General features: G+C 59.9%; 28 protein-coding genes and 1 other RNA gene. 26 read left to right on the plus strand and 3 right to left on the minus strand.

Annotated features, from left to right (window positions below; translation table 11 throughout):
- Positions 1 to 24 precede the first annotated feature (24 nt).
- Both BLX89_RS12885 and ssrS read left to right on the plus strand, forming a co-directional pair.
- A complete protein-coding gene (locus BLX89_RS12885) occupies positions 25 to 402 on the plus strand; it encodes a cell division protein ZapA (RefSeq protein WP_075291311.1) in 378 nt (125 codons plus the stop codon).
- Positions 403 to 484: 82 nt separating this feature from the next.
- Positions 485 to 643, plus strand: a non-coding RNA gene (gene ssrS, locus BLX89_RS12890) — 6S RNA.
- A 39-nt stretch (positions 644 to 682) separates the two neighbouring features.
- Here ssrS and BLX89_RS12895 read toward each other — a convergent pair.
- Positions 683 to 895 (minus strand): LuxR C-terminal-related transcriptional regulator, encoded by a 213-nt coding sequence (locus BLX89_RS12895; protein ID WP_075291312.1) that lies wholly within the window; start codon positions 893 to 895, stop codon positions 683 to 685.
- Positions 896 to 1,140: 245 nt separating this feature from the next.
- Here BLX89_RS12895 and BLX89_RS12900 point away from each other — a divergent pair, with 245 nt between their 5' ends.
- The 7 genes from BLX89_RS12900 (at position 1,141) to BLX89_RS12930 (ending at position 5,414) form a co-directional block, all read left to right on the plus strand.
- Entirely contained in the window at positions 1,141 to 1,731 is a 591-nt protein-coding gene (locus BLX89_RS12900; RefSeq protein WP_075291538.1) for a 5-formyltetrahydrofolate cyclo-ligase, read from the plus strand.
- The gene (locus BLX89_RS12905; RefSeq protein WP_075291313.1) at positions 1,728 to 2,552 is read left to right on the plus strand and encodes a TIGR00282 family metallophosphoesterase; all 825 of its coding nucleotides are present in this window, start codon (positions 1,728 to 1,730) and stop codon (positions 2,550 to 2,552) included. Before BLX89_RS12900 ends, BLX89_RS12905 begins: the two co-directional genes overlap by 4 nt.
- A 41-nt stretch (positions 2,553 to 2,593) precedes the next feature.
- Positions 2,594 to 2,848: a BrnT family toxin gene (locus tag BLX89_RS12910; RefSeq protein WP_075291314.1), complete on the plus strand. Its 255-nt coding sequence runs from the start codon at positions 2,594 to 2,596 to the stop codon at positions 2,846 to 2,848.
- On the plus strand, positions 2,835 to 3,155 hold the full coding sequence (locus BLX89_RS12915; protein WP_075291315.1) for a BrnA antitoxin family protein: 321 nt from the start codon (positions 2,835 to 2,837) through the stop codon (positions 3,153 to 3,155). The genes BLX89_RS12910 and BLX89_RS12915 overlap by 14 nt, the downstream gene beginning before the upstream one ends.
- Positions 3,156 to 3,251: 96 nt before the next feature.
- Positions 3,252 to 4,085 (plus strand): MBL fold metallo-hydrolase, encoded by an 834-nt coding sequence (locus BLX89_RS12920; RefSeq protein ID WP_075291316.1) that lies wholly within the window; start codon positions 3,252 to 3,254, stop codon positions 4,083 to 4,085.
- Positions 4,086 to 4,101: 16 nt separating this feature from the next.
- Positions 4,102 to 4,581 carry a hypothetical protein gene (locus BLX89_RS12925; protein WP_245292822.1) on the plus strand — a complete coding sequence of 160 codons (480 nt, stop codon included), beginning with the start codon at positions 4,102 to 4,104 and terminating at the stop codon, positions 4,579 to 4,581.
- A gap of 86 nt (positions 4,582 to 4,667) precedes the next feature.
- Positions 4,668 to 5,414, plus strand: a complete 747-nt coding sequence (locus tag BLX89_RS12930; RefSeq protein WP_075291317.1) for a YebC/PmpR family DNA-binding transcriptional regulator — start codon at positions 4,668 to 4,670, stop codon at positions 5,412 to 5,414.
- A 309-nt stretch (positions 5,415 to 5,723) separates the two neighbouring features.
- Here the strand turns inward: BLX89_RS12930 and BLX89_RS12935 are convergent, their stop codons facing one another.
- Positions 5,724 to 6,740 (minus strand): LLM class flavin-dependent oxidoreductase, encoded by a 1,017-nt coding sequence (locus BLX89_RS12935; protein ID WP_075291540.1) that lies wholly within the window; start codon positions 6,738 to 6,740, stop codon positions 5,724 to 5,726.
- Positions 6,741 to 6,912: 172 nt separating this feature from the next.
- On the opposite strand from BLX89_RS12935, the gene ruvC reads away from it, so the two are divergent.
- From ruvC to ybgC, 9 genes are all read left to right on the plus strand, one after another.
- A complete protein-coding gene (gene ruvC / locus BLX89_RS12940; RefSeq protein WP_075291318.1) occupies positions 6,913 to 7,425 on the plus strand; it encodes a crossover junction endodeoxyribonuclease RuvC in 513 nt (170 codons plus the stop codon).
- A 41-nt stretch (positions 7,426 to 7,466) separates the two neighbouring features.
- On the plus strand, positions 7,467 to 8,084 hold the full coding sequence (gene ruvA / locus BLX89_RS12945) for a Holliday junction branch migration protein RuvA (RefSeq protein WP_075291319.1): 618 nt from the start codon (positions 7,467 to 7,469) through the stop codon (positions 8,082 to 8,084).
- 65 nt (positions 8,085 to 8,149) lie between these two features.
- Positions 8,150 to 8,434, plus strand: coding sequence for an AbrB/MazE/SpoVT family DNA-binding domain-containing protein (locus BLX89_RS12950; protein ID WP_075291320.1), 285 nt, complete (start codon positions 8,150 to 8,152; stop codon positions 8,432 to 8,434).
- On the plus strand, positions 8,431 to 8,835 hold the full coding sequence (locus BLX89_RS12955; protein ID WP_075291321.1) for a type II toxin-antitoxin system VapC family toxin: 405 nt from the start codon (positions 8,431 to 8,433) through the stop codon (positions 8,833 to 8,835). Before BLX89_RS12950 ends, BLX89_RS12955 begins: the two co-directional genes overlap by 4 nt.
- On the plus strand, positions 8,832 to 9,872 hold the full coding sequence (gene ruvB, locus BLX89_RS12960; protein WP_075291322.1) for a Holliday junction branch migration DNA helicase RuvB: 1,041 nt from the start codon (positions 8,832 to 8,834) through the stop codon (positions 9,870 to 9,872). Before BLX89_RS12955 ends, ruvB begins: the two co-directional genes overlap by 4 nt.
- Complete coding sequence (locus tag BLX89_RS12965) at positions 9,872 to 10,390, plus strand: NUDIX hydrolase (protein WP_075291323.1); 519 nt, start codon at positions 9,872 to 9,874, stop codon at positions 10,388 to 10,390. Before ruvB ends, BLX89_RS12965 begins: the two co-directional genes overlap by 1 nt.
- A 91-nt stretch (positions 10,391 to 10,481) precedes the next feature.
- Positions 10,482 to 10,700 (plus strand): hypervirulence associated TUDOR domain-containing protein, encoded by a 219-nt coding sequence (locus BLX89_RS12970; RefSeq protein WP_083637477.1) that lies wholly within the window; start codon positions 10,482 to 10,484, stop codon positions 10,698 to 10,700.
- The gene (locus tag BLX89_RS12975) at positions 10,697 to 11,017 is read left to right on the plus strand and encodes a hypothetical protein (protein ID WP_075291325.1); all 321 of its coding nucleotides are present in this window, start codon (positions 10,697 to 10,699) and stop codon (positions 11,015 to 11,017) included. Before BLX89_RS12970 ends, BLX89_RS12975 begins: the two co-directional genes overlap by 4 nt.
- Before the next feature lie 82 nt (positions 11,018 to 11,099).
- Entirely contained in the window at positions 11,100 to 11,543 is a 444-nt protein-coding gene (ybgC, locus tag BLX89_RS12980) for a tol-pal system-associated acyl-CoA thioesterase (protein ID WP_075291326.1), read from the plus strand.
- Between the two features lie 32 nt (positions 11,544 to 11,575).
- Here the strand turns inward: ybgC and BLX89_RS12985 are convergent, their stop codons facing one another.
- The gene (locus BLX89_RS12985; protein WP_075291541.1) at positions 11,576 to 11,848 is read right to left on the minus strand and encodes a hypothetical protein; all 273 of its coding nucleotides are present in this window, start codon (positions 11,846 to 11,848) and stop codon (positions 11,576 to 11,578) included.
- Positions 11,849 to 12,165: 317 nt separating this feature from the next.
- Here BLX89_RS12985 and tolQ point away from each other — a divergent pair, with 317 nt between their 5' ends.
- The 8 genes from tolQ (at position 12,166) to ftsH (ending at position 21,216) form a co-directional block, all read left to right on the plus strand.
- Entirely contained in the window at positions 12,166 to 12,885 is a 720-nt protein-coding gene (gene tolQ, locus BLX89_RS12990; RefSeq protein WP_075291327.1) for a protein TolQ, read from the plus strand.
- Positions 12,886 to 12,926: 41 nt separating this feature from the next.
- Positions 12,927 to 13,385, plus strand: a complete 459-nt coding sequence (gene tolR, locus BLX89_RS12995) for a protein TolR (protein WP_075291328.1) — start codon at positions 12,927 to 12,929, stop codon at positions 13,383 to 13,385.
- 9 nt (positions 13,386 to 13,394) lie between these two features.
- Positions 13,395 to 14,465 carry a dihydrolipoyllysine-residue succinyltransferase component of 2-oxoglutarate dehydrogenase complex gene (locus BLX89_RS13000; protein WP_075291329.1) on the plus strand — a complete coding sequence of 357 codons (1,071 nt, stop codon included), beginning with the start codon at positions 13,395 to 13,397 and terminating at the stop codon, positions 14,463 to 14,465.
- Positions 14,466 to 14,507: 42 nt separating this feature from the next.
- Positions 14,508 to 15,818 carry a Tol-Pal system beta propeller repeat protein TolB gene (gene tolB / locus BLX89_RS13005; RefSeq protein ID WP_143523624.1) on the plus strand — a complete coding sequence of 437 codons (1,311 nt, stop codon included), beginning with the start codon at positions 14,508 to 14,510 and terminating at the stop codon, positions 15,816 to 15,818.
- A 177-nt stretch (positions 15,819 to 15,995) separates the two neighbouring features.
- A complete protein-coding gene (gene pal, locus BLX89_RS13010) occupies positions 15,996 to 16,520 on the plus strand; it encodes a peptidoglycan-associated lipoprotein Pal (protein WP_075291330.1) in 525 nt (174 codons plus the stop codon).
- 178 nt (positions 16,521 to 16,698) lie between these two features.
- Positions 16,699 to 17,706 carry a tol-pal system protein YbgF gene (gene ybgF, locus BLX89_RS13015; RefSeq protein ID WP_075291331.1) on the plus strand — a complete coding sequence of 336 codons (1,008 nt, stop codon included), beginning with the start codon at positions 16,699 to 16,701 and terminating at the stop codon, positions 17,704 to 17,706.
- A gap of 10 nt (positions 17,707 to 17,716) precedes the next feature.
- A complete protein-coding gene (tilS, locus tag BLX89_RS13020; protein ID WP_075291332.1) occupies positions 17,717 to 19,186 on the plus strand; it encodes a tRNA lysidine(34) synthetase TilS in 1,470 nt (489 codons plus the stop codon).
- Positions 19,187 to 19,284: 98 nt separating this feature from the next.
- Positions 19,285 to 21,216: an ATP-dependent zinc metalloprotease FtsH gene (ftsH, locus tag BLX89_RS13025; protein ID WP_075291333.1), complete on the plus strand. Its 1,932-nt coding sequence runs from the start codon at positions 19,285 to 19,287 to the stop codon at positions 21,214 to 21,216.
- The last annotated feature ends 319 nt before the right edge of the window (positions 21,217 to 21,535 follow it).

Here is a 21,535-nt window from a genome sequence, read left to right on the forward strand (position 1 = left end):
GTAGCCAGAAGGGTTAGGGTTAGCATGGCGCAGGTAACGGTAACGATCGACGGCAAAGCCTATCGCATGGCCTGCGAAGAAGGGCAGGAAAGCCATCTTGAAGACCTTGCGAACCGCTTCGATCAATATGTTGGCCATCTCAAGAGCCAGTTCGGAGAGATCGGGGATCTCCGGCTGACGGTCATGGCCGGTATCATGGTGATGGACGAACTCAGCGAGGTGAACCGGCGCCTGAAGGCGCTGGAGATCGAGGTCGACAATCTCAAACGCGCGCGCGACGACGTGCTGTCCGATCAGGCTAAGGCTGAAGAGGTTCTCGCCACGGCGCTGTCGGAAGTGACCGCGCAGATCCACGGCATCGTTGCCAAGGTCAACACGCCTTCCGCGAAGCCTGCCGCCTGAGCATTCTTCTCGATTGAACGCTCGTTTCGATTAGTTCGCGCCGCGCACTGGCGCTCAGCCTCAAACCTCACTATATTCGTTTTGCGGTCTGCGCTTCCCGACAGGAACCACAATCCCTGGGGCCATACTCGATCCAACGGGAGCTGTCCCTGACCAGGCTCGTGGGCCTGGACATATGGCGCCCACCTACGTTTGTAGGCACCCAGGATCGTAAATCTCCATCGGTCGTCGTGGATCGCACTTCATCTCACCCATGCACGCGGCATGGGCATTCCCAATCTCAGGAAATCAGGTCCATGCGCGCGGCGCGGAAAATTGCTTCCGCGACATTGTCGGCCTGAAGCTTGCGCATCGCCGACTGGAAGGCCTCATCGACGCGTTCGTGCGAGATATCGGTTTCGCGGGTAATGTCTTCGCGGGTTCTGCCACTGGCTGCCAGCGAAAGGCAGCGCAGTTCGAGCGCATCGAGCGGGTGAAGCAATTCGTCCTTCATGGACAAGTCATTCCTGTGTCGGAGGCTCTCCGCGAATCATCGCGACCACTGAGCCATTTTTTGAATACGGGGCCTTATTGCCCCCGCATGTGCCGTTTTGACAGCGGAACCGTAAGGCATGATGAACAGACCGCTAACTCCGTTTCATTTCGATCAAGACGTTGCGCGATTTTGAAAAGTTTCGCAGTTTGCAGGCTTCGGGCAGAGCATCTGCAAAGCACAATGACATCAGAGGCCTTATCGCGGTGACACCCAGGGAACTGAAAAACCAATTGCGCAAGGAGCGGCTTGCGCTGCGCGACGCGCTCCATGCCGACCAGCGGAGAGAGGCAAGTCTTGCCATTCTTCAATATGGCGGAGAGGCGATCCCCTTTTCGCCGGGCACCGTCGTCTCCGGCTTCTGGCCGATCCGGTCCGAAATCGATGTGCGGCCGCTGATGACAAAGCTGCAGCAGCGTGGCGCCCGCCTTTGCCTGCCGGCGATCATCGACAAGCAGACGATCGTCTTCCGCGAGTTTTCGCAGCCCTCCGGCATGATCGAAACCGGCTTTGGCACATCTGGCCCCGGCCCGGAGGCCGCCGAACTCGAACCCGATATCATGCTCGTTCCGCTTTCCGCCTTCGACGGCAGCGGCCACCGGATCGGCTACGGTGCCGGCTATTATGATCGGGCAATCGAGCGCCTCAGAGCAAAAGGCAAGATGCCGAAGCTCATCGGCATTGCATTCGACTGCCAGGAAGTGGCATCAGTGCCCGCCGAACCGCATGATGTGGCGCTGGACGCCATGCTGACGGAAAGCGGCTTGAAGGTTTTTGAATCGGGGACTGCGAAATGAGACTTCTGTTTCTGGGCGATATGGTGGGCAAGACAGGCCGCACGGCGGTCTGGGATCGATTGCCGGGCCTCGTCAGCGACCTGAAGCTCGATTTTGTCATCGTCAACGGCGAGAATGCCGCCGGCGGGTTCGGTATCACCGAGGAAATCTTTCTCGAGACGATCAACGCCGGTGCCGATGTCGTGACCACCGGCAATCACGTCTGGGACCAAAAGGAAGCGGTGGTGTTTTGCGAGCGGCACGACCAGTTCCTGCGCCCCGCAAACTATCCGGCCGGTACGCCGGGTCGCGGTTCCAATCTTTATTTTGCCCGCAACGGTGCGCGCGTGCTGGTCGCCAACATCATGGGCCGCGTCTTCATGCATCCCGAGCTCGACGATCCCTTCAAGTCGGCCGAGGCGATCCTTGCGGCCTGCCCGCTGAAGGAGCAAGCGGATGCCATCGTTTTTGATTTCCACGCGGAAGCGACGAGCGAAAAGCAGTGTTTCGGCCATTTCGTGGACGGTCGCGCAAGCCTCGTCGTCGGCACCCATACGCATGTGCCGACCGCCGATCATCAGATCCTCAACGGCGGCACGGCCTATATGAGCGATGCCGGCATGTGTGGCGACTACGACAGTTCGCTCGGCATGGAAAAGGAAGAACCGCTCAACCGCTTCATTTCGAAAATGCCGAAGGGCCGCTTCGAGGCGGCCTCCGGCCCGGCAACGATCTGCGGCGTCGGGGTCGAGATTTCCGACCGCACGGGTCTTGCCGAAGCGGTCGCTCCCTTGCGCATAGGTCCAAGGCTCGCGGAAACGATTCCTTCTTTTTGGAAATGATTTTCGCAACCGGTCTTCTGATTTAGTGTGATACAAAAATTATGAAGATTGTGTATGATGAGAGCAAGCGGCTTTCCAATATCGCAAAGCATGCCTTGGATTTTGCCGAGATCGATCTCGCATTTTTCGAAGCTGCTATCGTGGTCGCTGCAAAGGCGCGCCGGTTTAAAGCAATAGGCCCATTTCGCGACGGACTGACGTCTGTCGTTTTCTTTCAACTGGGCGAGGAAGGGCTCTCGTTGATCTCGATGCGCCCGGCTAGCAAGAAGGAGCGTTTGCTGTATGACCAACGCTAAGCGCTCGAAGATTTCGTCCGTTCAGGCGAACTCGAGTGAAACATCCGATCACGAGATGGAACTCCCTCACCCCGATGACGAAGAGTGGACGGCTGAAGAAATGCGGGTTGCGCGTCCATTTTCCGAGGTTTTTCCGGAATTGATGCAGTCATTGCGCAAGTCGCGCGGTCGCCCGGTGGCTGAACGTCGCAAGCAGCAAATTTCCATCAGGCTCGATACGGATGTTGTCGAAAAATTCAAGGCGACCGGCAAAGGATGGCAAGCCCGCATGAATGACGCGCTAAGAAAGGCAACTGCCGACCTGTAGATGACGCGATTGTGAAATCCCTGCGTCCCGATCGCGCTTTACCTCAACGACATCTCGCCTATCCTGCGCCCTGCAAATCCCTTGCAAGCGAGGTGCATGATGCTGCGTTCTGCCATCTACACATATGTCGCCATTGCCGTTTTGCATTTTCTCCTGCCGATGGGGGCTCACGCCCAGACGGCGGCGCCGATGGTCAGCCAATGCCAGGCGATCGCCGGAACCCTTCCCTCCGCCACATTCGCAAGCTTTGCACCCTCGGCGGTTCCCGTGCAGGCGGCAGGGGAAGAGGTTACGATCACCTATGTCGGGCACTCGACCTTCCTGATCGAGACACCTGGCGGGGTTGCGATCGCCACCGATTATAATGGTTGGTACACGCCGCCGCGGATGCCGACGGTTGCGACCATGAACAAGGCACATTCCAGCCATTTCACGCTCAATCCCGATCCCGCAATCAAGCATGTGCTGCATGGCTGGGGCGACGATGGCGGGCCTGCCGATCATGATCTCGTCGTCGGTGACGCCTATATCCGCAATGTGACAACCGACATCCGCTCCGGCTACGGCGCGATGGAGCCGAATGGCAATTCGATCTTCATCTTCGAAGTCGCCGGGCTCTGCATCGGCCATCTCGGTCATCTCCACCATGAGCTTGACGACAGCCACTATGCCGAAATCGGCCGGCTCGATGTCCTGATGGTTCCGGTCGATGGTGGCCTGACCATGGGCGCGGAAAGCATGAGCCGGGTGGTCAGCCGTCTGCGTTCGGCCCTTATCCTGCCCATGCACCGGCGCGGGCCTCCGATCGACACTTTCCTTTCCATGTTCGACGACAAGTTCGACCGCTCTTTTGCCGACAGCGACAATGTCGTCGTCTCTCTGCGCTCCTTGCCAGGCAAGCCCCTGATTTATATTCTCAAGGGCGTCTGATACTGGAGATTGCCCGATGCGGCTTCGCGCGCTCGCACTGATCATGTTGCTCGGTTGCCCCTGGAGCGCGCAGGCCGAAGGCGTGCCGCCGCCACGCATGCCGACGGCGGAAGGGGGCACGACCAAATCCGCGCCCGAGTCACTCGACCCGATGGGCGAGCAGGAAGAATTTGTTCTTCCCTCCGGAAATATCGGCTGCATTTATACGCCAGAAGGCGGGACGGCCGTATACGTACCCGCGGACGGCGGCCCCGAACTGGCCTGTGACCGCGTGGAGCCGCTTTATGTGCGCGCCGTGCTTTCCGGAAACGGGCCGGGGCGTCTCCTGAAGAATGTGGGTGATCCCAGCTGCTGTTCCGCAGGACCGGTGCTGGATTACGGCCAGCGCTGGTCGGCTGGACCGTTTACCTGCCTCTCGACCCGAAAGGGGCTTGCTTGCGAACGTGATGACGGCCATTCGTTCTTCCTTAGCCGCGCCCGCATCGAGGCGAACTAAAAAATCTTCACCTGCTGGACGAAAAGCGCCGATGAAACTATAAGGCGGCCCAATCCTGACACGACAAGCATTGCAAAGAGGGCGCCATGGCCGGCCATTCACAGTTCAAGAACATCATGCACCGCAAGGGCAAGCAGGACTCGGTCCGCTCCAAGATGTTCTCAAAGCTCGCCCGCGAAATCACCGTTGCCGCCAAGACCGGTCTGCCCGACCCCACGATGAACGCGCGCCTGCGCCTGGCCGTTCAGAACGCCAAGGCTCAGTCCATGCCGAAAGACAACATCGAGCGCGCCATCAAGAAGGCTGCCGGTGCCGATGGCGAGAACTATGATGAGGTCCGCTACGAAGGTTATGGGCCGGGCGGCGTTGCCGTCATCGTCGAGGCGCTGACCGACAACCGCAACCGCACCGCCTCCAACGTCCGCTCCACCTTCACCAAGGCCGGCGGTGCACTGGGCGAAACCGGCTCGGTGTCCTTCTCCTTCGATCGCGTCGGTGAAATCACCTACAAGCTGTCGGTCGGTGACGCGGACAAGGTCATGGAAGCGGCTATCGAAGCCGGCGCCGAAGATGTGACGACGGACGAGGACGGTCATTCGATCATCTGCGGTTTCGAAGACATCGGCGACGTTTCCAAGGCGCTCGAAGCGACGCTCGGCGAAGCCGAAACCGTCAAGGCCATCTGGCGCGCCCAGAACACTGTGCCGGTCGATGAAGAAAAGGCGCAGTCGCTGATGAAGCTCATCGACACGCTGGAAGATGATGATGACGTGCAGAACGTCTACACCAACTTCGAAGTTTCCGACGAAGTGATGGCGAAGCTTTCCGCCTGATTTCGGTGAAATACCTTTCATGAAAAAAGCCCGCCCGGATATCCGGAGCGGGCTTTTTATTTTGCAGATATCATCCAAGTTGCGGCAAATCAGCGGGTGCGATACCAACAACATATGGAGCACGTAGGCACTGCATTGTTGTTTGTATTCGCTGCCCTGTGTGGATACGCGGGCAAGCGCATTGCAGGGGCGAAGGGTCGTAGTAGACTCTTTTGGGCTACCTTCTGTGTTTGCTCCGGCCCCGTGGGAATACTCGTGTTATGTGTTTTGCCGCCGCCTTCTGACGCAGAGTGAAGTCGTCAAAAAGGCTCAGGCAGCATCCCGTCCATCTGCTGCTGCGAGCCGCTTCTGGGCATCCGCAAATAGTCGAACGGATTTCAGCCGCGCATCCATGTCAAAGATAGGCATGGAAACGATGAGTTCGTCCGCGCCGGTGTTGCGGATGAAGGTCTTGAGTTTCCTCTCCACCGTCTCCGGCCCGCCGACGACGGCATAGGTCATGGCCTGATCGACGAACGCCTTTTCGGATTCGTGCCAGAGACCATCCATGCTATCGACCGGCGGCGGAAATTGGCCACGCGCATTGCGGCGCAGCGCCACGAAGGATTGCTGCATGGAGGTGAACAGGTAATTCGCCTCATCATCTGTGTCGGCCGCGACACCCATGATGCCGACCATGGCATGGGGTTGATCCAGATATTCCGACGGCTCGAAACGTTCGCGGTAGATTTCCAATGCCGACATCAGCATGTCCGGCGCGAAATGCGAGGCAAAGGCAAAGGGCAGGCCGAGCATGCCGGCGAGATGGGCGCTGAAGTGGCTGGAGCCGAGCAGCCAGATCGGCACATTGGTATCGGCGCCGGGAATGGCGATCAGGCCCTGGTTTTCGCCGACCGGTCCGAGCAGCGCCTGCAACTCGACGACATCGTTCGGGAAATTGTTGGCGCTCGCTTCCATATTGCGGCGAAGAGCGGAAGCCGTGCGCATGTCCGTACCCGGTGCGCGACCGAGGCCCAGATCGATACGGCCGGGATAAAGGGCGGCCAGCGTGCCGAACTGTTCTGCAATCACCAGCGGCGAATGGTTTGGCAGCATGATGCCGCCGGAGCCGACGCGGATCGTGCTGGTGCCCGCCGCCACATGGGAAATGACGATCGCGGTCGCCGCACTGGCAATGCCTTTCATGCCGTGGTGCTCGGCGAGCCAGAAGCGCTTGTAGCCTTCGGCTTCCGCCTCCTGCGCCAGTCTGCGGGAGTTGGCCAGGGCTTGCGAAACGGTCGAGCCTTGCGTGATCGGCGAAAGGTCGAGGATGGAAAAGGGGATCATCGTCATGCCTCTGAAAAGAAGATATTTCTCCTCATGTAAGTGCTCGCAGCGCAAATCCAAGGCGAGGCCTGCACATTCGGCCGTCGTCTTGCCGCGGTAAAGCCTGTGATTTGTTTTTGTTTTGTTCACATTTTGCTGGCAGCTTCCGGTGGATCACATTAGGGTTTTCGGCATGACGAATACGATTCGCATCATTGGCATCGATCCCGGCCTGCGCCGCACCGGCTGGGGGATTGTCGATACGCTGGGCAACTCTCTGCGCTTCGTCGCTTCCGGCACGGTCACCTCCGATGGTGACATGGATTTGGCGTCACGGCTCTGCCAACTGCATGACGGTCTGGCAGAGGTGATCCACACCTATAAGCCGGATGAAGCGGCTGTCGAGCAAACCTTCGTCAACAAGGATGCCGTGGCGACGCTGAAGCTTGGGCAAGCGCGTGGCATCGCCATGCTGGTGCCGGCCCGGGCTGGTTTGAAGGTTGCCGAATATGCGCCGAATGCGGTCAAAAAGGCGGTCATCGGTGTTGGCCATGGCGAAAAGCAGCAGATTCACATGATGCTGAAAGTCCTGATGCCGAAGGTCGTTTTCAAGGGCAACGACGCGGCCGATGCGCTCGCCATCGCCATCTGCCATGCGCACAACCGGCAGGCCATGACGTCGCGGCTTGCAGCGCTTGCCGTATAGGGCAAGATGCCGCCCGCAAACACTTTATCCATGAGGGACAGATGATCGGCAAGCTCAAGGGAACGATCGACGAGATCGGTGATGATCATGTGGTTCTGGATGTGCATGGCGTCGGCTATGTCGCTTACTGCTCGGCGCGCACGCTTTCGAAGCTCGGATCGTCTGGGGAAGCCGCCGTCCTCTTCATCGAGACATACGTTCGCGAAGACCAGCTTCGGCTTTTCGGCTTCCTGACAGCGCTGGAGCGGGAATGGTTTCGCCTTTTGCAGAGCGTTCAGGGTGTCGGCTCCAAGGTGGCGCTCGCCGTATTGTCCGTGCTGACGCCTGGCGAGCTTGCCAACGCGATCGCGCTTCAGGACAAGACGTCGGTTTCGCGTGCGCCCGGCGTGGGGCCAAAGGTCGCCGTGCGCATCGTGACGGAACTCAAGAACAAGGCTCCGGCCTTTGCCGGCGAGGCCGGGTCGAATATCGGCCTGAAGCAGGAGCTTGGGGAAGGGGTTGCCGCGGCACCCGTCGCCGATGCCGTCTCGGCGCTGACAAATCTCGGTTACTCGCGCGATCAGGCCGCCAACGCCGTTGCAGCCGCCTTGAAGAACGGCGGCGAGGGGACCGACAGCGCCAAGCTGATCCGGCTTGGGTTGAAAGAGCTTTCGCGGTAGATATTTGCGAACCGACGGAAATTTGGTAAAGTTTCCGTCAAAGTGACTTTTTTAGGAATTATTCGATGTTTTGGGAGCTTACGCTTTCGTCGAAAGGACAGGTTACGATCCCCAAAGAAATGCGGGAAGCTTTAAACTTGCGTCCGGGCGATCAACTCATCTACTCGTTCATAGACGGAGAAGTGGTCGTTACGCCGAAGAACCTGGATTTCAACGAGTTGGCTGGGTTGCTCGGGACACCGCCTGGAGGGCGGGCGAGCATTGACGAGATCGATGGGTCGGTTCTGAACGCCGGTGGAACGAATGTGATCGATACGGATGACGATGTTCATTCGGATGCTGCAGCATGACTGTTTTTGGGCTCGATACCAATGTTGTGCTGCGTCTGTTTGTCGATGATGACCCGGTGCAGCGGAAAGCGGCGTTGAAATTCGGCCAAGGACTGGGACAGGACTACTCGGCTTTCGTCACGGTGGTTAGTCTTCTGGAGCTCGATTGGGCGTTAAGATCACAATATCGCTACGAAAAACGGCATGTTGTTCTCGCCATAGACCGGTTGCTTCACACACGTGGGCTGGTCGTCGAAGATCATACGCTGGTTCTCAAAGCCCTCCGGTTGGTGGAAAAAAGTAATGCGGATTTTGCCGATGCGCTGATTGCCTGTCGCTCGATCGAAGAGGGCTGCATCTCGGTGAAGACCTTCGATGCGAAGGCTGCCCGCAACATACCTGGAATGGAACGTCTCACATGAATGATCCCGCCCGCCTCGTGACCCCTGAAAAGCGCGGCGAGGATATCGATACGACGCTGCGCCCGCAGTCGCTTGACGAATTCACGGGGCAGGCGGAGGCGCGCGCCAACCTGAAGATTTTCATCGAGGCGGCGAAGAACCGTGGCGAGGCGCTGGATCATGTGCTGTTTGTCGGTCCGCCAGGGCTTGGCAAGACGACGCTGGCGCAGATCATGGCGAAGGAACTGGGCGTCAATTTCCGCTCGACCTCCGGCCCCGTCATTGCCAAAGCGGGCGATCTCGCGGCGTTGCTCACCAATCTCGAAGAGCGCGATGTTCTCTTCATCGATGAAATCCATCGCCTCAACCCGGCGGTCGAGGAAATCCTCTATCCAGCCATGGAGGATTTCCAGCTCGATCTGATCATCGGCGAGGGGCCGGCGGCGCGGTCGGTGAAGATCGATCTGTCGAAGTTCACGCTCGTTGCTGCCACCACCCGGCTCGGACTTCTGACGACGCCGTTGCGGGATCGTTTCGGCATTCCGGTGCGCTTGAGTTTCTATACGGTCGAGGAACTGGAATCGATCGTACGTCGCGGGGCGCGGCTTATGGGGCTCGGCATGACCGACGAGGGCGCGCGCGAAATTGCCCGGCGTTCCCGTGGTACGCCGCGTATCGCGGGGCGACTGTTGCGCCGGGTGCGCGATTTTGCCGAGGTTGCCAAGGCGGAAGCCGTTACCAAGCAGATTGCGGACGAAGCCCTGACGCGGCTGCTCGTCGACAACATGGGTTTCGATCAGCTCGACAAGCGTTACCTGACGATGATCGCGCTGAATTTCGGCGGTGGGCCGGTCGGTATCGAGACGATTGCGGCCGGCCTTTCGGAGCCGCGCGATGCGATCGAGGACATTATCGAGCCCTACATGATCCAGCAGGGCTTTATCCAGCGCACGCCGCGCGGCCGCGTTCTGACGGCCAACGCCTGGAAACATCTGGGCCTGACGGTGCCGAAGGACCTGGAGGCTACCCAGTTCCGGCTTTTCCAGGAAGACGACTGATGGGCAAGGACGAGCAGAAGCGGAAGATGATCCGCATCGATGCGAAGCCCGGCCGCTTCAACTTCCGCATTGCCGGGCTCGGTTTTCGGGATGGATATGTGCTGGTGCACCGGGCGACCCACGAGAATTTCTGGACCTTTCCGGGCGGTCGGGCCGAGATTGGCGAGACGTCGGCCGAGACGCTTGAGCGGGAAATGATGGAGGAGCTGGGCGTGACCGTGAAGGTCGGGCGCATGCTCTGGACGGTCGAGAATTTCTTCCATTACGAGAAGCGCGACTATCACGAAATCGGCTTCTACTACCTCATGGAGCTGCCGGATAGCCTGCCCTTCCATCCCACGGATATCATCCATCGCCTGAAAGACGGCAAGAACGATCTTGAGTTCAAATGGGCGAAGGCGACGCGCCAATCGCTGACGGAGCTGGATATCCCGCCCTATTTCATCGCCGAACAGATCGAAAACCTGCCGGTGGCGCCGCAGCATCTCATCTGGGACGACGGCAACCTCGACCGCTAGTCAATCCACCCGATCCCAACTGAAGGCGGGCGATCATCGGGAACCTCGCCGGACCGTGTGCATTCCTTTGTCATCAACAAGGAGAATGCAGATGGCGTCGATCAGAGAAGGTACCCGCGTAACCTGGGAATGGGGTCGCGGACATGCCGAGGGCAAAGTGTCGGAAATCTTTACCCAGGATGTGGAACGCACCATCAAGGGGCAAAAGATCAAGCGAAAGGCCAGCCGCGACGAACCGGCCTACCTCATCCTGCAAGAAGACGGCGGTCGCGTGCTGAAAAGCGCGTCGGAAATCTCGAGAGCATCATGAGCAATTCAGGTGGACATATCCCGCCCGCAGCTGTCGCGAAGGCGGCGGAAAAGGGGCTGGCCCTGCGCCGGAAGTTTCATCGCGGCGGCACGCAGGTCGGAGTGGCGCGTGCTCGCGACCTCAAGAACCGCAGAGCCGTTTCCGACGATACGATCAAGCGCATGGTAAGCTTCTTTTCCCGTCACGCCGTCGACAAACAGGGTCCCGACTTCGGAAACGATAGCGATCCGTCCCCCGGTTATATCGCGTGGCTGCTTTGGGGTGGCGATGCAGGCCGGGATTGGGTCAGCAGAGAGAAAGCGGAGCTTCATTCCTGAGCCGTCGGTAGCCCGCAGGGCCTTTTACAGCCGCGTTGTCAATGATAGTCACCGCCTCGGACCAAAAAATCTGAGGCATGAGATGACCCTGATTGCGCTTTCCGGCGAACTGACCGAGCACGGCCACAGGCTGATTCAGCGCGTGTATTACGAGGACACGGATTTTTCCGGTGTCGTCTATCACGCCCGCTACCTGCATTTCATGGAGCGGGCCCGTACCGACTATCTGCGCTTGCTCGGCGTCGAGCAGGCGACGCTGGCGATCGAGGGCGATAGAGAGGGGCTGGTGTTCGTCGTGCACCGCATGGAAATCGATTTCAAGGCGCCGGCGCGCATGGACGATATCCTGACCATCACCACCGAAACGCAAAAGGCCGGTGGCGCCAAGATGGTTCTCCAACAGGAAATCAGACGCGAGGGAACGCTGCTGATCGCCGCGAAAGTGATCATTGCGGTCATCAATGGCAATGGCCGCCCGCGACGCCTTCCCGAAGCCTTGGGAAAGAAGTTTCTCGGCGAAACCTGATCAGACGTCAAAGATGGACGGTCCGGCCTTTTTCAATGCCGGGCGCCTTTGCTGCGTCCGTCACGCGCCATCAGTCGCTCGATTGCAGAGATATCTTCACTGGTAATGGCAGGGGCCGGGTCTGATGCCATCGCCTCCAGCACGTCGCGCGACAGGACGCCGTTTGCGATCGACCACTCCAACGCCTCACGGGTCTGGCGTTCTGCTTTGAGCTGGGCATAAAGGGCGAGAATGAGCCTGTCGCGCCGGTCGAAGGCACGGTCCGGGGTAGGCTTTGCTTTGTTTTTGGGCGGTACGATCGTCATGGCCGGAAAACGCCGGCGGCGCCCCAAAGTTCCTCGTCACGCGCCGCGCTCAAGTGCCTTTTCGAGCGGTATTGCGGCGGCGAGTAACACTCCCTTAACCATAATGATGTCTTAATGCCCTGTATTAGGGATTTGTGCAGTGCACGTCATCCTTTGACCAAGATTGACCGCAAGAAGGCGGGAAGACAGGGCTTGATGATCAGCTTGAGGGCGGGTCCAGGGCATATGCCGGGTCAATCTTTAGCAAGGACGTTTGAGCAACCTGGCCGTGAGCAAATGACTGCTCCTGCCGGGTGTTTGGATTCGGGGATTTGAGAATGGAACAGGTAGGACTGGCAGCCGCAACGACCGACGTATCGCTCTGGTCGCTCTTCATGCAGGCAGGTTTCGTCGTGAAGCTGGTCATGATCGGGCTGATCGTGGCCTCCATCTGGACCTGGGCGATCGTGGTCGACAAGACCCTGAGCTTTGCCAAAGCGCGCCGTCAGGCCGATGCCTTCGAGCAGGTGTTCTGGTCCGGCCAGTCGCTGGAAGAGCTTTACCGCACGCTGTCGGATCGGCAGACCTCCGGCATGGGCGCGATCTTCGTGTCCGCCATGCGGGAGTGGAAAAAGAGCTTTGAGCGCGGCGCCCGGTCGCCGATCGGCCTGCAGATGCGTATCGACCGCGCCATGGACGTGACGCTGGCGCGCGAATCCGAAGGACTTTCCGCCCGTCTCGGCTCGCTGGCGACCATTGGTTCGGCCGGCCCGTTCGTCGGCCTCTTCGGAACCGTCGTCGGTATCATGACCTCGTTCCAGGCAATCGCCGGTTCGAAATCGACCAATCTCGCGGTCGTCGCCCCCGGTATCGCCGAAGCGCTGCTGGCAACGGCCATCGGCCTTCTCGCCGCTATTCCGGCGGTTATCGCCTACAACAAGTTCTCTGCCGATGCCGGCAAGATTACCGCCCGCATGGAAGGTTTTGCCGACGAGTTCTCGGCCATTCTTTCGCGCCAGATCGATGAGAAGCTGCAGTCGCGCCAAGCTGCACAGTAAGGTCGTGCAGTAAAGCCGGCTTCTAAGGACGGAGTATTCCCATGGGTATGGCAGTAGGCGGTTCTGGCGGTGGTTCGGGCGGCGGTCGTCGTCGCCGCGGCGGACGCAACAAGGCCATCATGAGCGAAATCAACGTGACGCCGTTCGTCGACGTCATGCTCGTTCTGCTCATCATCTTCATGGTCGCGGCGCCGATGATGACGGTCGGCGTGCCCATCGACCTGCCGGAAACGCAGGCGAAGGCGCTCAATTCCGAAACGCAGCCGATTACCATCTCCGTCAAGAGCGATGGCCAGATCTTCCTGCAGGAAACCCCGATCCCGGTCGAGGAAGTGGCGGCCAAGCTCGAAGCGATCGCGACAACAGGCTACAGCGAGCGGATTTTCGTGCGCGGTGACGCGACCTCGCCTTACGGCGTGATCGCCGACGTCATGTCGCGCATCCAGGAAGCAGGCTTCAAGAATATCGGCCTCGTCACCCAGCCCAAGAAGGACCAGTAGAGCGCTGCGATGAAGACAAGTCTCATCACATCTGCTGTGCTGCATGGCCTTGTGCTCACCTGGGCGCTGGTTTCGATCGGCAGTCCCGCCGATTTCCAGGTCGCGGACGTCGAGGCATTGCCGGTCGACATGGTTCCGATCGAAGAGCTGACGCAATTGCAGCAGGGTGACAAGGAAGCGCCAAAGGCTGAAATTCCTTCCGTGACGCCAACCAAGCGTCCCGATATCGTCGAAAACGCCGAGAACGTCGGCGAGAACAAGATAGATCTGAAGACGCCGCCGAAGCCGGACGCCAAGCCCAACAATGTCGAGGCCGCCGCAGCACCGGAAAAGGCTGAGAAGACACCGCCGACACCGGACCCGGTGAAGGAAGACTCCAAGGATGTGACGGAGGAGAAGCCCTCCGAGCCAGCGACCGAAGTTGCCTCTCTTCCCGAGCCCAAGGAAGAGGTCAAGCCGGACGCAAAGCCTGAAGAGCAGCCTGCGGAGGAGCAGCCGGCAGAAAACCCTGAAGCCGAGGCGCTTCCGGACAAGGTGCCGACACCGATGGCGAAGCCAAAGGTCGAGCAGCAGGCGCAGACGGCCAAGACGCCGGACCGCAAGAGCGAAGAAAACAAGAAGGAAAAGAAGAAGGCGTCTTCCGCCAACGATTCCGACTTCAATGCGGATGAGGTTGCGGCCCTTCTGAACAAGACCGATCCGGCCAATGGCGGCGCCAAGGCTGGCAAAACCGAAAAGGCTTTCGGCGCCTCGAAGACCACCGGCAACACGTTGTCGCAGAACGAGATGGATGCGCTGCGCGGGCAGATCCAGAAAAACTGGAGTGCCTTTGCCGGCATCGAAGGTCTCGATGGCATGATCCTGACGGTGCGCTTCGAGCTGGACCCGCAGGGCAACATCATCGGTGAGCCCGAAGTCGAGACCAATGGCGGCTCGTCCACAGCGCAGCGGACCATGGCCGGCAGCGTGCGCCGCGCCATCCTGAAGTCGCTGCCTTTCGAAGGCTTGCCTGCAGATAAATACGACTCGTGGAGACAGATGGTCGTGAATTTCGATCCGAGCTCCATGTCGATCCAATGACACAGAACGCCAATGACACTGAATGAATGGCTGAAAGGCTTCCTGATCATGCTGAGACGCAATTTCTTCCGATTCCTCGTCGCGCTGACGGGCATGGTTGCGCTGATGAGCGCACCGGCCCACGCGCTCGTCGAGCTCAACATCAACAAGGGCAATGTCGAGCCCATGCCGATCGCCATCAGCGATTTCCTGCAGGGTGAGCTTGGCCAGAAGATTTCCGATGTCGTTGCAGCCGACCTGAAGCGCTCGGGTCTGTTTGCGCCGATCGATCGCAACGCCTTCATTGAAAAGATTTCCAACCCGGATGCGGCTCCGCGCTTCGAAGACTGGAAGGTCATCAATGCGCAGGCGCTGGTGACGGGCCGCGTGACGCAGGAGGGCGATGGCCGCCTGAAGGCCGAGTTCCGCCTGTGGGATACGTTTGCCGGCCAGCAGATGACCGGTCAGCAGTTCTTCACCCAGCCGGAAAACTGGCGCCGTGTCGCTCACATCATCGCCGACGCGATCTATGAACGCATCACCGGCGAGAAGGGCTATTTCGACACCCGCATCGTTTACGTTGCCGAAAGCGGCCCGAAGACGGCCCGCAAGCGCCAGCTGGCGATCATGGACCAGGACGGCGCGAACGCCCGTGCTGTCACCAATTCCAACGATATCGTGCTGACGCCGCGTTTCTCGCCGAACAAGCAGGAAATCACCTATATGTCCTTCGAGGGCAACGAGCCGCGGGTCTACCTGTTGCAGCTTGAGACCGGACAGCGCGAAGTCGTGGGCAATTTCCCGGGCATGACCTTTGCACCGCGCTTCTCGCCGGATGGCCAGCGGGTCATCATGAGCCTGCAGCAGGACGGTAACGCCAACATCTACACGATGGACCTGCGCTCGCGCACCACGACGCGCCTGACCAACACCGCAGCCATCGACACCTCTCCGTCCTATTCGCCGGATGGCAGCCGCATCGTCTTCGAAAGCGACCGCGGCGGCCGCCAGCAGCTCTACGTGATGGGTGCGGATGGTTCCGGCCAGACGCGCATTTCCTTCGGCGACGGCTCCTATTCGACCCCGGTCTGGTCCCCGCGCGGCGACCTCATCGCCTTCACCAAGCAATCGGGCGGCAAGTTCTCGATCGGCGTGATGAAGACCGACGGTTCGGGCGAGCGCATCCTGACCACGGGCTTCCACAACGAAGGCCCGACCTGGGCGCCGAACGGCCGCGTGCTGATGTTCTTCCGCCAGAATGCCGGCGCCGGCGGCCCGCAGCTCTATTCGATCGACCTGACCGGCTATAACGAACAGCTGGTTCCGACGCAGGGTTTTGCATCCGACCCGGCGTGGTCGCCGCTTCTGGAATAGCAATCGGCAATTGCGGCAGGGAATGTGGCGACTTGCCCGCTTTCTGCCGCAAAGTCTTGATTAGCAACGGCCTCATCACGTTTTAGCACTCTGTTAACCATAATTGTTGCAATGGAATTAACCGCTTCCGGTTACAGTCTGGCAACACTGAAATTAGACATCCAAGGAGACCGGCCCATGAGCCGTATTCAAGCCCCGGCCGCAGGCCGCATGAATTCCATCGCTCGCAATCCGGTCATGGTTGCTCTTTTCATGACGCTCGCCATTGCCGGCTGCGCCTCGAAGAAGAACCTGCCGAACAGCGCCGGCGAACTCGGCCTCAACGCCGCGACCCCGGGCTCGCAGCAGGACTTCACCGTCAACGTCGGCGACCGCATCTTCTTCGATACCGATTCGACCTCGATCCGTGCAGACGCCCAGTCGACGCTTGATCGTCAGGCCCAGTGGCTGCAGAAGTACCCGAACTACGCAATCACCGTCGAAGGCCATGCCGACGAACGCGGCACCCGCGAATACAACCTTGCGCTCGGTGCCCGCCGCGCTGCCGCGACCCGCGATTACCTCGCTTCGCGCGGTATCCCGGCTTCGCGCATCAAGACCATCTCCTTCGGCAAGGAAAAGCCTGTCGCCGTCTGCGACGACATTTCCTGCTGGTCGCAGAACCGCCGCGCCGTCACCGTTCTTGGTGGCGCCGGCATGTAATTGCCGCACCCTATCGAAGTCTGGAAGGCGGCCCTCAAAGCCGCCTTTCTTTTTTGTCACACTTTTACCGAACTCCGTTGCTTTTTGACGGCAATTGGAAAACTGTGCGGACAGCGTGCGGGGCCTGATTTCATCTCGGTTCCGCGCGTCATCGAACCCTAAAAACAGGTGACATGACATGAAACATTTTGTCGTGGCGGGCATGATCGGCCTTTCTGCGCTCGCAGGCTTCGGTCAGGCAGCAACCGCCATGCCGCTCTCCGCAGTGATCAATCGCGTGCTGCATGGCGAACAGCCGGCGGCGAAGCAACCGATCGTCAACGTCCAATCCAGTGACGTCGGACGCATCGGCCAGCTTGAGGAACAGATCCGCCAGCTCAACGGGCGTATCGAGGAAATGAGCTTCCAGCTTCTGCAGATGCAGGAACAGATCCGCAAGTTCCAGGAAGACAACGAGTTCCGGTTCCAGGATCTGGAAAGCGGCAAGTCGGGCACATCCGGCAAGAGCGGTGCACTGGAAACGCCGCGCACCAACGATCAGGCGTCCGTTGCCCCCCAGGCGACGGATCGTCAGGCAACCGATCCCAACGCAGGTTTGGGATCGGGTACCGCCTCCGGGACTGCGGGTGCGCCGCCAGCGACCCTCGGCCAGATCATTTTCGATGAAAACGGCAATCCGGTTGCCGCCAATCAGGATGCCCCGCCGCTGGACAACGGGCAGGCAAGTCTCGACATCACCCCGCCGGGGGTCGATCAGGGCCTGAACACGACGCCGGACACCCAACAGCAGACGGCCGCCCTCGATAATCCGGGCGACCTTTACCAGTCTGCATACGGCCATGTGCTGTCGGGTGACTACAGCGTGGCGGAAGGCGAGTTCCGCGACTATCTCGATGCCTTCCCGAGCGGCGAGAAAGCGGCTGACGCCAGCTTCTGGATGGGCGAGGCGCAGTATTCGCAGGGCAAGTACAACGATGCGGCGAAGACCTTCCTCAACGCACACCAGACCTATGGCAAATCGCCGAAGGCGCCGGAGATGCTCTTGAAGCTCGGCATGTCGCTCGCCGCGCTCGACAACAAGGATACGGCCTGCGCGACGCTGCGCGAAGTCGGCAAACGCTATCCGAATGCCTCGCCGGCCGTGAGCGCCAAGGTGAAGAGTGAGCAGAGCCGTCTCGCCTGCTGAGGCAGCAGGCGTGACGGACCCTGTCATCGCCGCAGCGCGTGATTTCCTTCAGCGTTTTTCCGCTCCGGGCATGCTTCTTGTCGCGATCTCCGGCGGGAGCGACTCCACCGGTCTGTTACTGGCCTTGAAGACGGCCGTCGATGACGTCGGTCGCGGTTTTGCCGTTGCCGCCTGCACGATCGATCACGGCTTGCGTGCTGCATCGGCAGAGGAGGCACGGTCAGTCGGCATCCTCTGCGAACGCTTGGGTATTTCGCACAGTATTCGTCGATGGGAGGGGGAGAAACCGTCCTCCGGTATTCAGGCCGCCGCGCGGGCGGCGCGTTACCGTCTGCTGGCGGACGCGGCAGCCGAGATCGATGCAATCGCTGTCGTCACGGGGCATACGGCTGACGATCAGGCTGAAACCATCGCCATGCGAAGCCGCCGTTCCGGTGACGATGCACCGGGGCTTTCCGGCATGGCCGATGCTGTGCTCTATGATCGATCCGTCTGGATTTTGCGGCCATTCCTCGGATTGACCCGACAGGACATCCGGACGTTTCTTCAGGAGCGCGGCGAGGGGTGGCTTGACGATCCAAGCAATACCAACCCGGCTTTCGAGCGGGTGAGGGTTCGAAACGCTATTTCACAGAAGGCGCGGCAAGCTCCCTCTTCTCCCCCTGTGGGAGAAGATGCCCGCAGGGCAGATGAGGGGGCCTTTGCGGCAAACTCGGAGCCAGCCGCCCCCTCATCCGGCGCTTTGCGCCACCTTCTCCCACAGGGGGAGAAGAGGGAGCTTGCTGCGACTTCCGAGGCCGGCCATCAACGAATGGTGCGCGCGGAACGCATTGCCGAACTTCTGGGCGACGTCTCCGTCGTTGAAGGACTTGTCGCTCGAATTTCGTCAGCACTGGTCGATCGCATCAATGAGCCAAAGGTACTCGCGGCTATTCTGCTGGTCTCAACGGTCATCGGCGGCGCGGCGCATGTGCCCGGTCGTGATGCTGCGAAACGCGTCGCCGATTTTCTGGCACAAGGCGAACCCGGCCGGATCACGGCATCCCGCACCGTCTTCGATCGCAGGCGCGACGCCCTTTATCTCTATCGGGAAAAGCGCAGTCTTCCCGTTACCGTTCTTGACGCTGGAAAGCAGGCGGTCTGGGACGGGCGTTTTGTTGTCGCCAATCGTTCGGCAAGCGCGGTTTCACTAAGGCCGGCCGCAGGCGTCGAGCTGGAGTCAGCAGAGGCGAGACTCATCGCCGCAGGGGTGCGCCGGGAAATCGCCCGGCGTGCCGCGCCAGCGGCGCTCGCAGCCGTGGCGATATCCGCTGGAAACAGCGAACAAAACCACGTTATCACCCGCCATATTCCCCCCTACGACACCTTTTTGCCGCGTTTGGACCTGACACTCGCCAATCGTCTTGCCGCGCTTTTTGGCCGTAGCCGGTATTTGGCTCTCCCGGTTCACGATGTATTGACGGAAATAACGGGTGATTGAGCGGTTTGCCTTGGCAAGGCGTTCCCTCAACCCTATGTTAGGCGCACAATGCAGCTTCAAATCATTTGCAGTTGCGATGACTGGTTCCGGGGAGTTCGATGAACCCTAATTTTCGAAATTTTGCCCTCTGGGCAATCATTGCCTTGTTGCTGATCGCGCTGTTCAGCATGTTTCAGCAACCGGCCGAGCGGACCGGATCGCGTGAGATTCCCTTTTCGCAGTTCCTGAAGGAAGTTGACGGCAGCCGTGTCAAGGAAGTCGTGATCACCGGCAACAAGGTGATCGGCTCCTATGCCGAAAGCGGCGCGACCTTCCAGACCTATGCGCCTTCGATCGACACCACGCTGACCGATCGTCTTGAAAGCAAGAACGTCACCGTTACGGTTCGCCCGGAGTCCGACGGTTCTTCCGGCTTCCTGAGCTATATCGGCACGTTGCTGCCCATGCTCCTGATCCTGGGTGTCTGGCTGTTCTTCATGCGTCAGATGCAGGGTGGCTCCCGGGGCGCGATGGGCTTTGGCAAATCCAAGGCAAAGCTTCTGACCGAAGCGCATGGCCGCGTAACCTTTGACGATGTTGCCGGTGTGGATGAAGCCAAGCAAGATCTGGAAGAAATCGTCGAGTTCCTGCGCGATCCGCAGAAGTTTCAGCGCCTTGGCGGTCGTATCCCGCGCGGTGTTCTGCTCGTCGGCCCTCCCGGTACCGGTAAGACGCTGCTCGCCCGCTCGGTTGCCGGCGAAGCCAATGTGCCGTTCTTCACGATTTCGGGTTCCGACTTTGTCGAAATGTTCGTCGGCGTCGGTGCAAGCCGCGTCCGCGATATGTTCGAGCAGGCCAAGAAGAATGCGCCCTGCATCATCTTCATCGACGAAATCGACGCTGTCGGCCGTCATCGCGGCGCCGGCCTCGGCGGCGGCAATGACGAGCGCGAACAGACGCTCAACCAACTGCTGGTCGAGATGGACGGTTTCGAAGCCAATGAAGGCATCATCCTGATCGCCGCCACCAACCGTCCCGACGTTCTTGACCCAGCGCTGCTGCGTCCCGGCCGTTTCGACCGTCAGGTCGTGGTGCCGAACCCGGATATCAACGGCCGCGAGCGCATCCTCAAGGTCCACGTTCGCAATGTGCCGCTGGCGCCGAATGTCGATCTGAAGGTCCTGGCCCGCGGTACGCCCGGTTTCTCCGGTGCGGACCTCATGAATCTCGTCAACGAAGCTGCCCTGATGGCTGCGCGCCGCAACAAGCGTGTCGTCACCATGCTCGAATTCGAAGACGCCAAGGACAAGATCATGATGGGTGCGGAACGCCGCTCCTCCGCCATGACTGAAGCCGAAAAGAAGCTGACCGCCTATCACGAGGCCGGCCATGCCATAACGGCGCTCAAGGTGCCGGTTGCCGATCCGCTGCACAAGGCGACGATCATCCCGCGCGGTCGTGCGCTCGGCATGGTCATGCAGCTGCCGGAAGGCGACCGTTACTCCATGAGCTACAAGTGGATGGTATCCCGTCTTGTGATCATGATGGGCGGCCGTGTCGCCGAAGAGATCACGTTCGGCAAGGAGAACATCACCTCCGGCGCGTCCTCCGATATCGAGCAGGCGACAAAGCTGGCGCGTGCGATGGTCACGCAGTGGGGCTTCTCGGACGTGCTCGGCCATGTCGCCTATGGTGAAAACCAGCAGGAAGTGTTCCTCGGCCATTCGGTCTCGCAGTCGAAGAACGTGTCTGAATCGACGGCGCAGAAGATCGACAGCGAAGTGCGCCGCCTGATCGACGAAGCCTATGTGGAAGCGACCCGCATCATCACCGAGATGCACAGCGAGTTCGTCGCCATCGCCGAAGGCCTGCTCGAATATGAAACGCTGACGGGTGAGGAGATCAAGGCCCTGATCCGCGGCGAAAAGCCGGCGCGCGATCTCGGCGACGATTCGACGCCGCATCGTGGCTCGGCCGTTCCCTCCGCGGGCAAGAAGGACACCGGCAGCAAGGGTGACGAGGCCGAAGGTTACGAACCGCAGCCGCAATAACGCTTGGCCAATTGCTGAAATGAGCAAAGCCGCTTCCGGTCGGAGGCGGCTTTTTTCATGGCGATCTCTTTCCAACGGTAACGTCCTGTAACGATTTCTGATGTTAGAACGGGCTGCCGTGACCGCCAATCTATGGCAAGAGTGCGAAACTCGACTGTGCTGTATCGCTCATTGCCATGCGATCGCGGGTCGTAACGTCAACGATATGAGGTGTCTGCATGCGTTCTGAACCCGAGCGACGCGCAGCCTCGAAGCGAACCAAGCGGGCGGTTTCAGGCATCAGCAGGCCTTCCGAAACCAGTAACCCGCCTTCGAACGG

The sequence above is a fragment of the Pararhizobium arenae genome, from assembly GCF_001931685.1.
GTDB lineage: Bacteria > Pseudomonadota > Alphaproteobacteria > Rhizobiales > Rhizobiaceae > Pararhizobium > Pararhizobium arenae.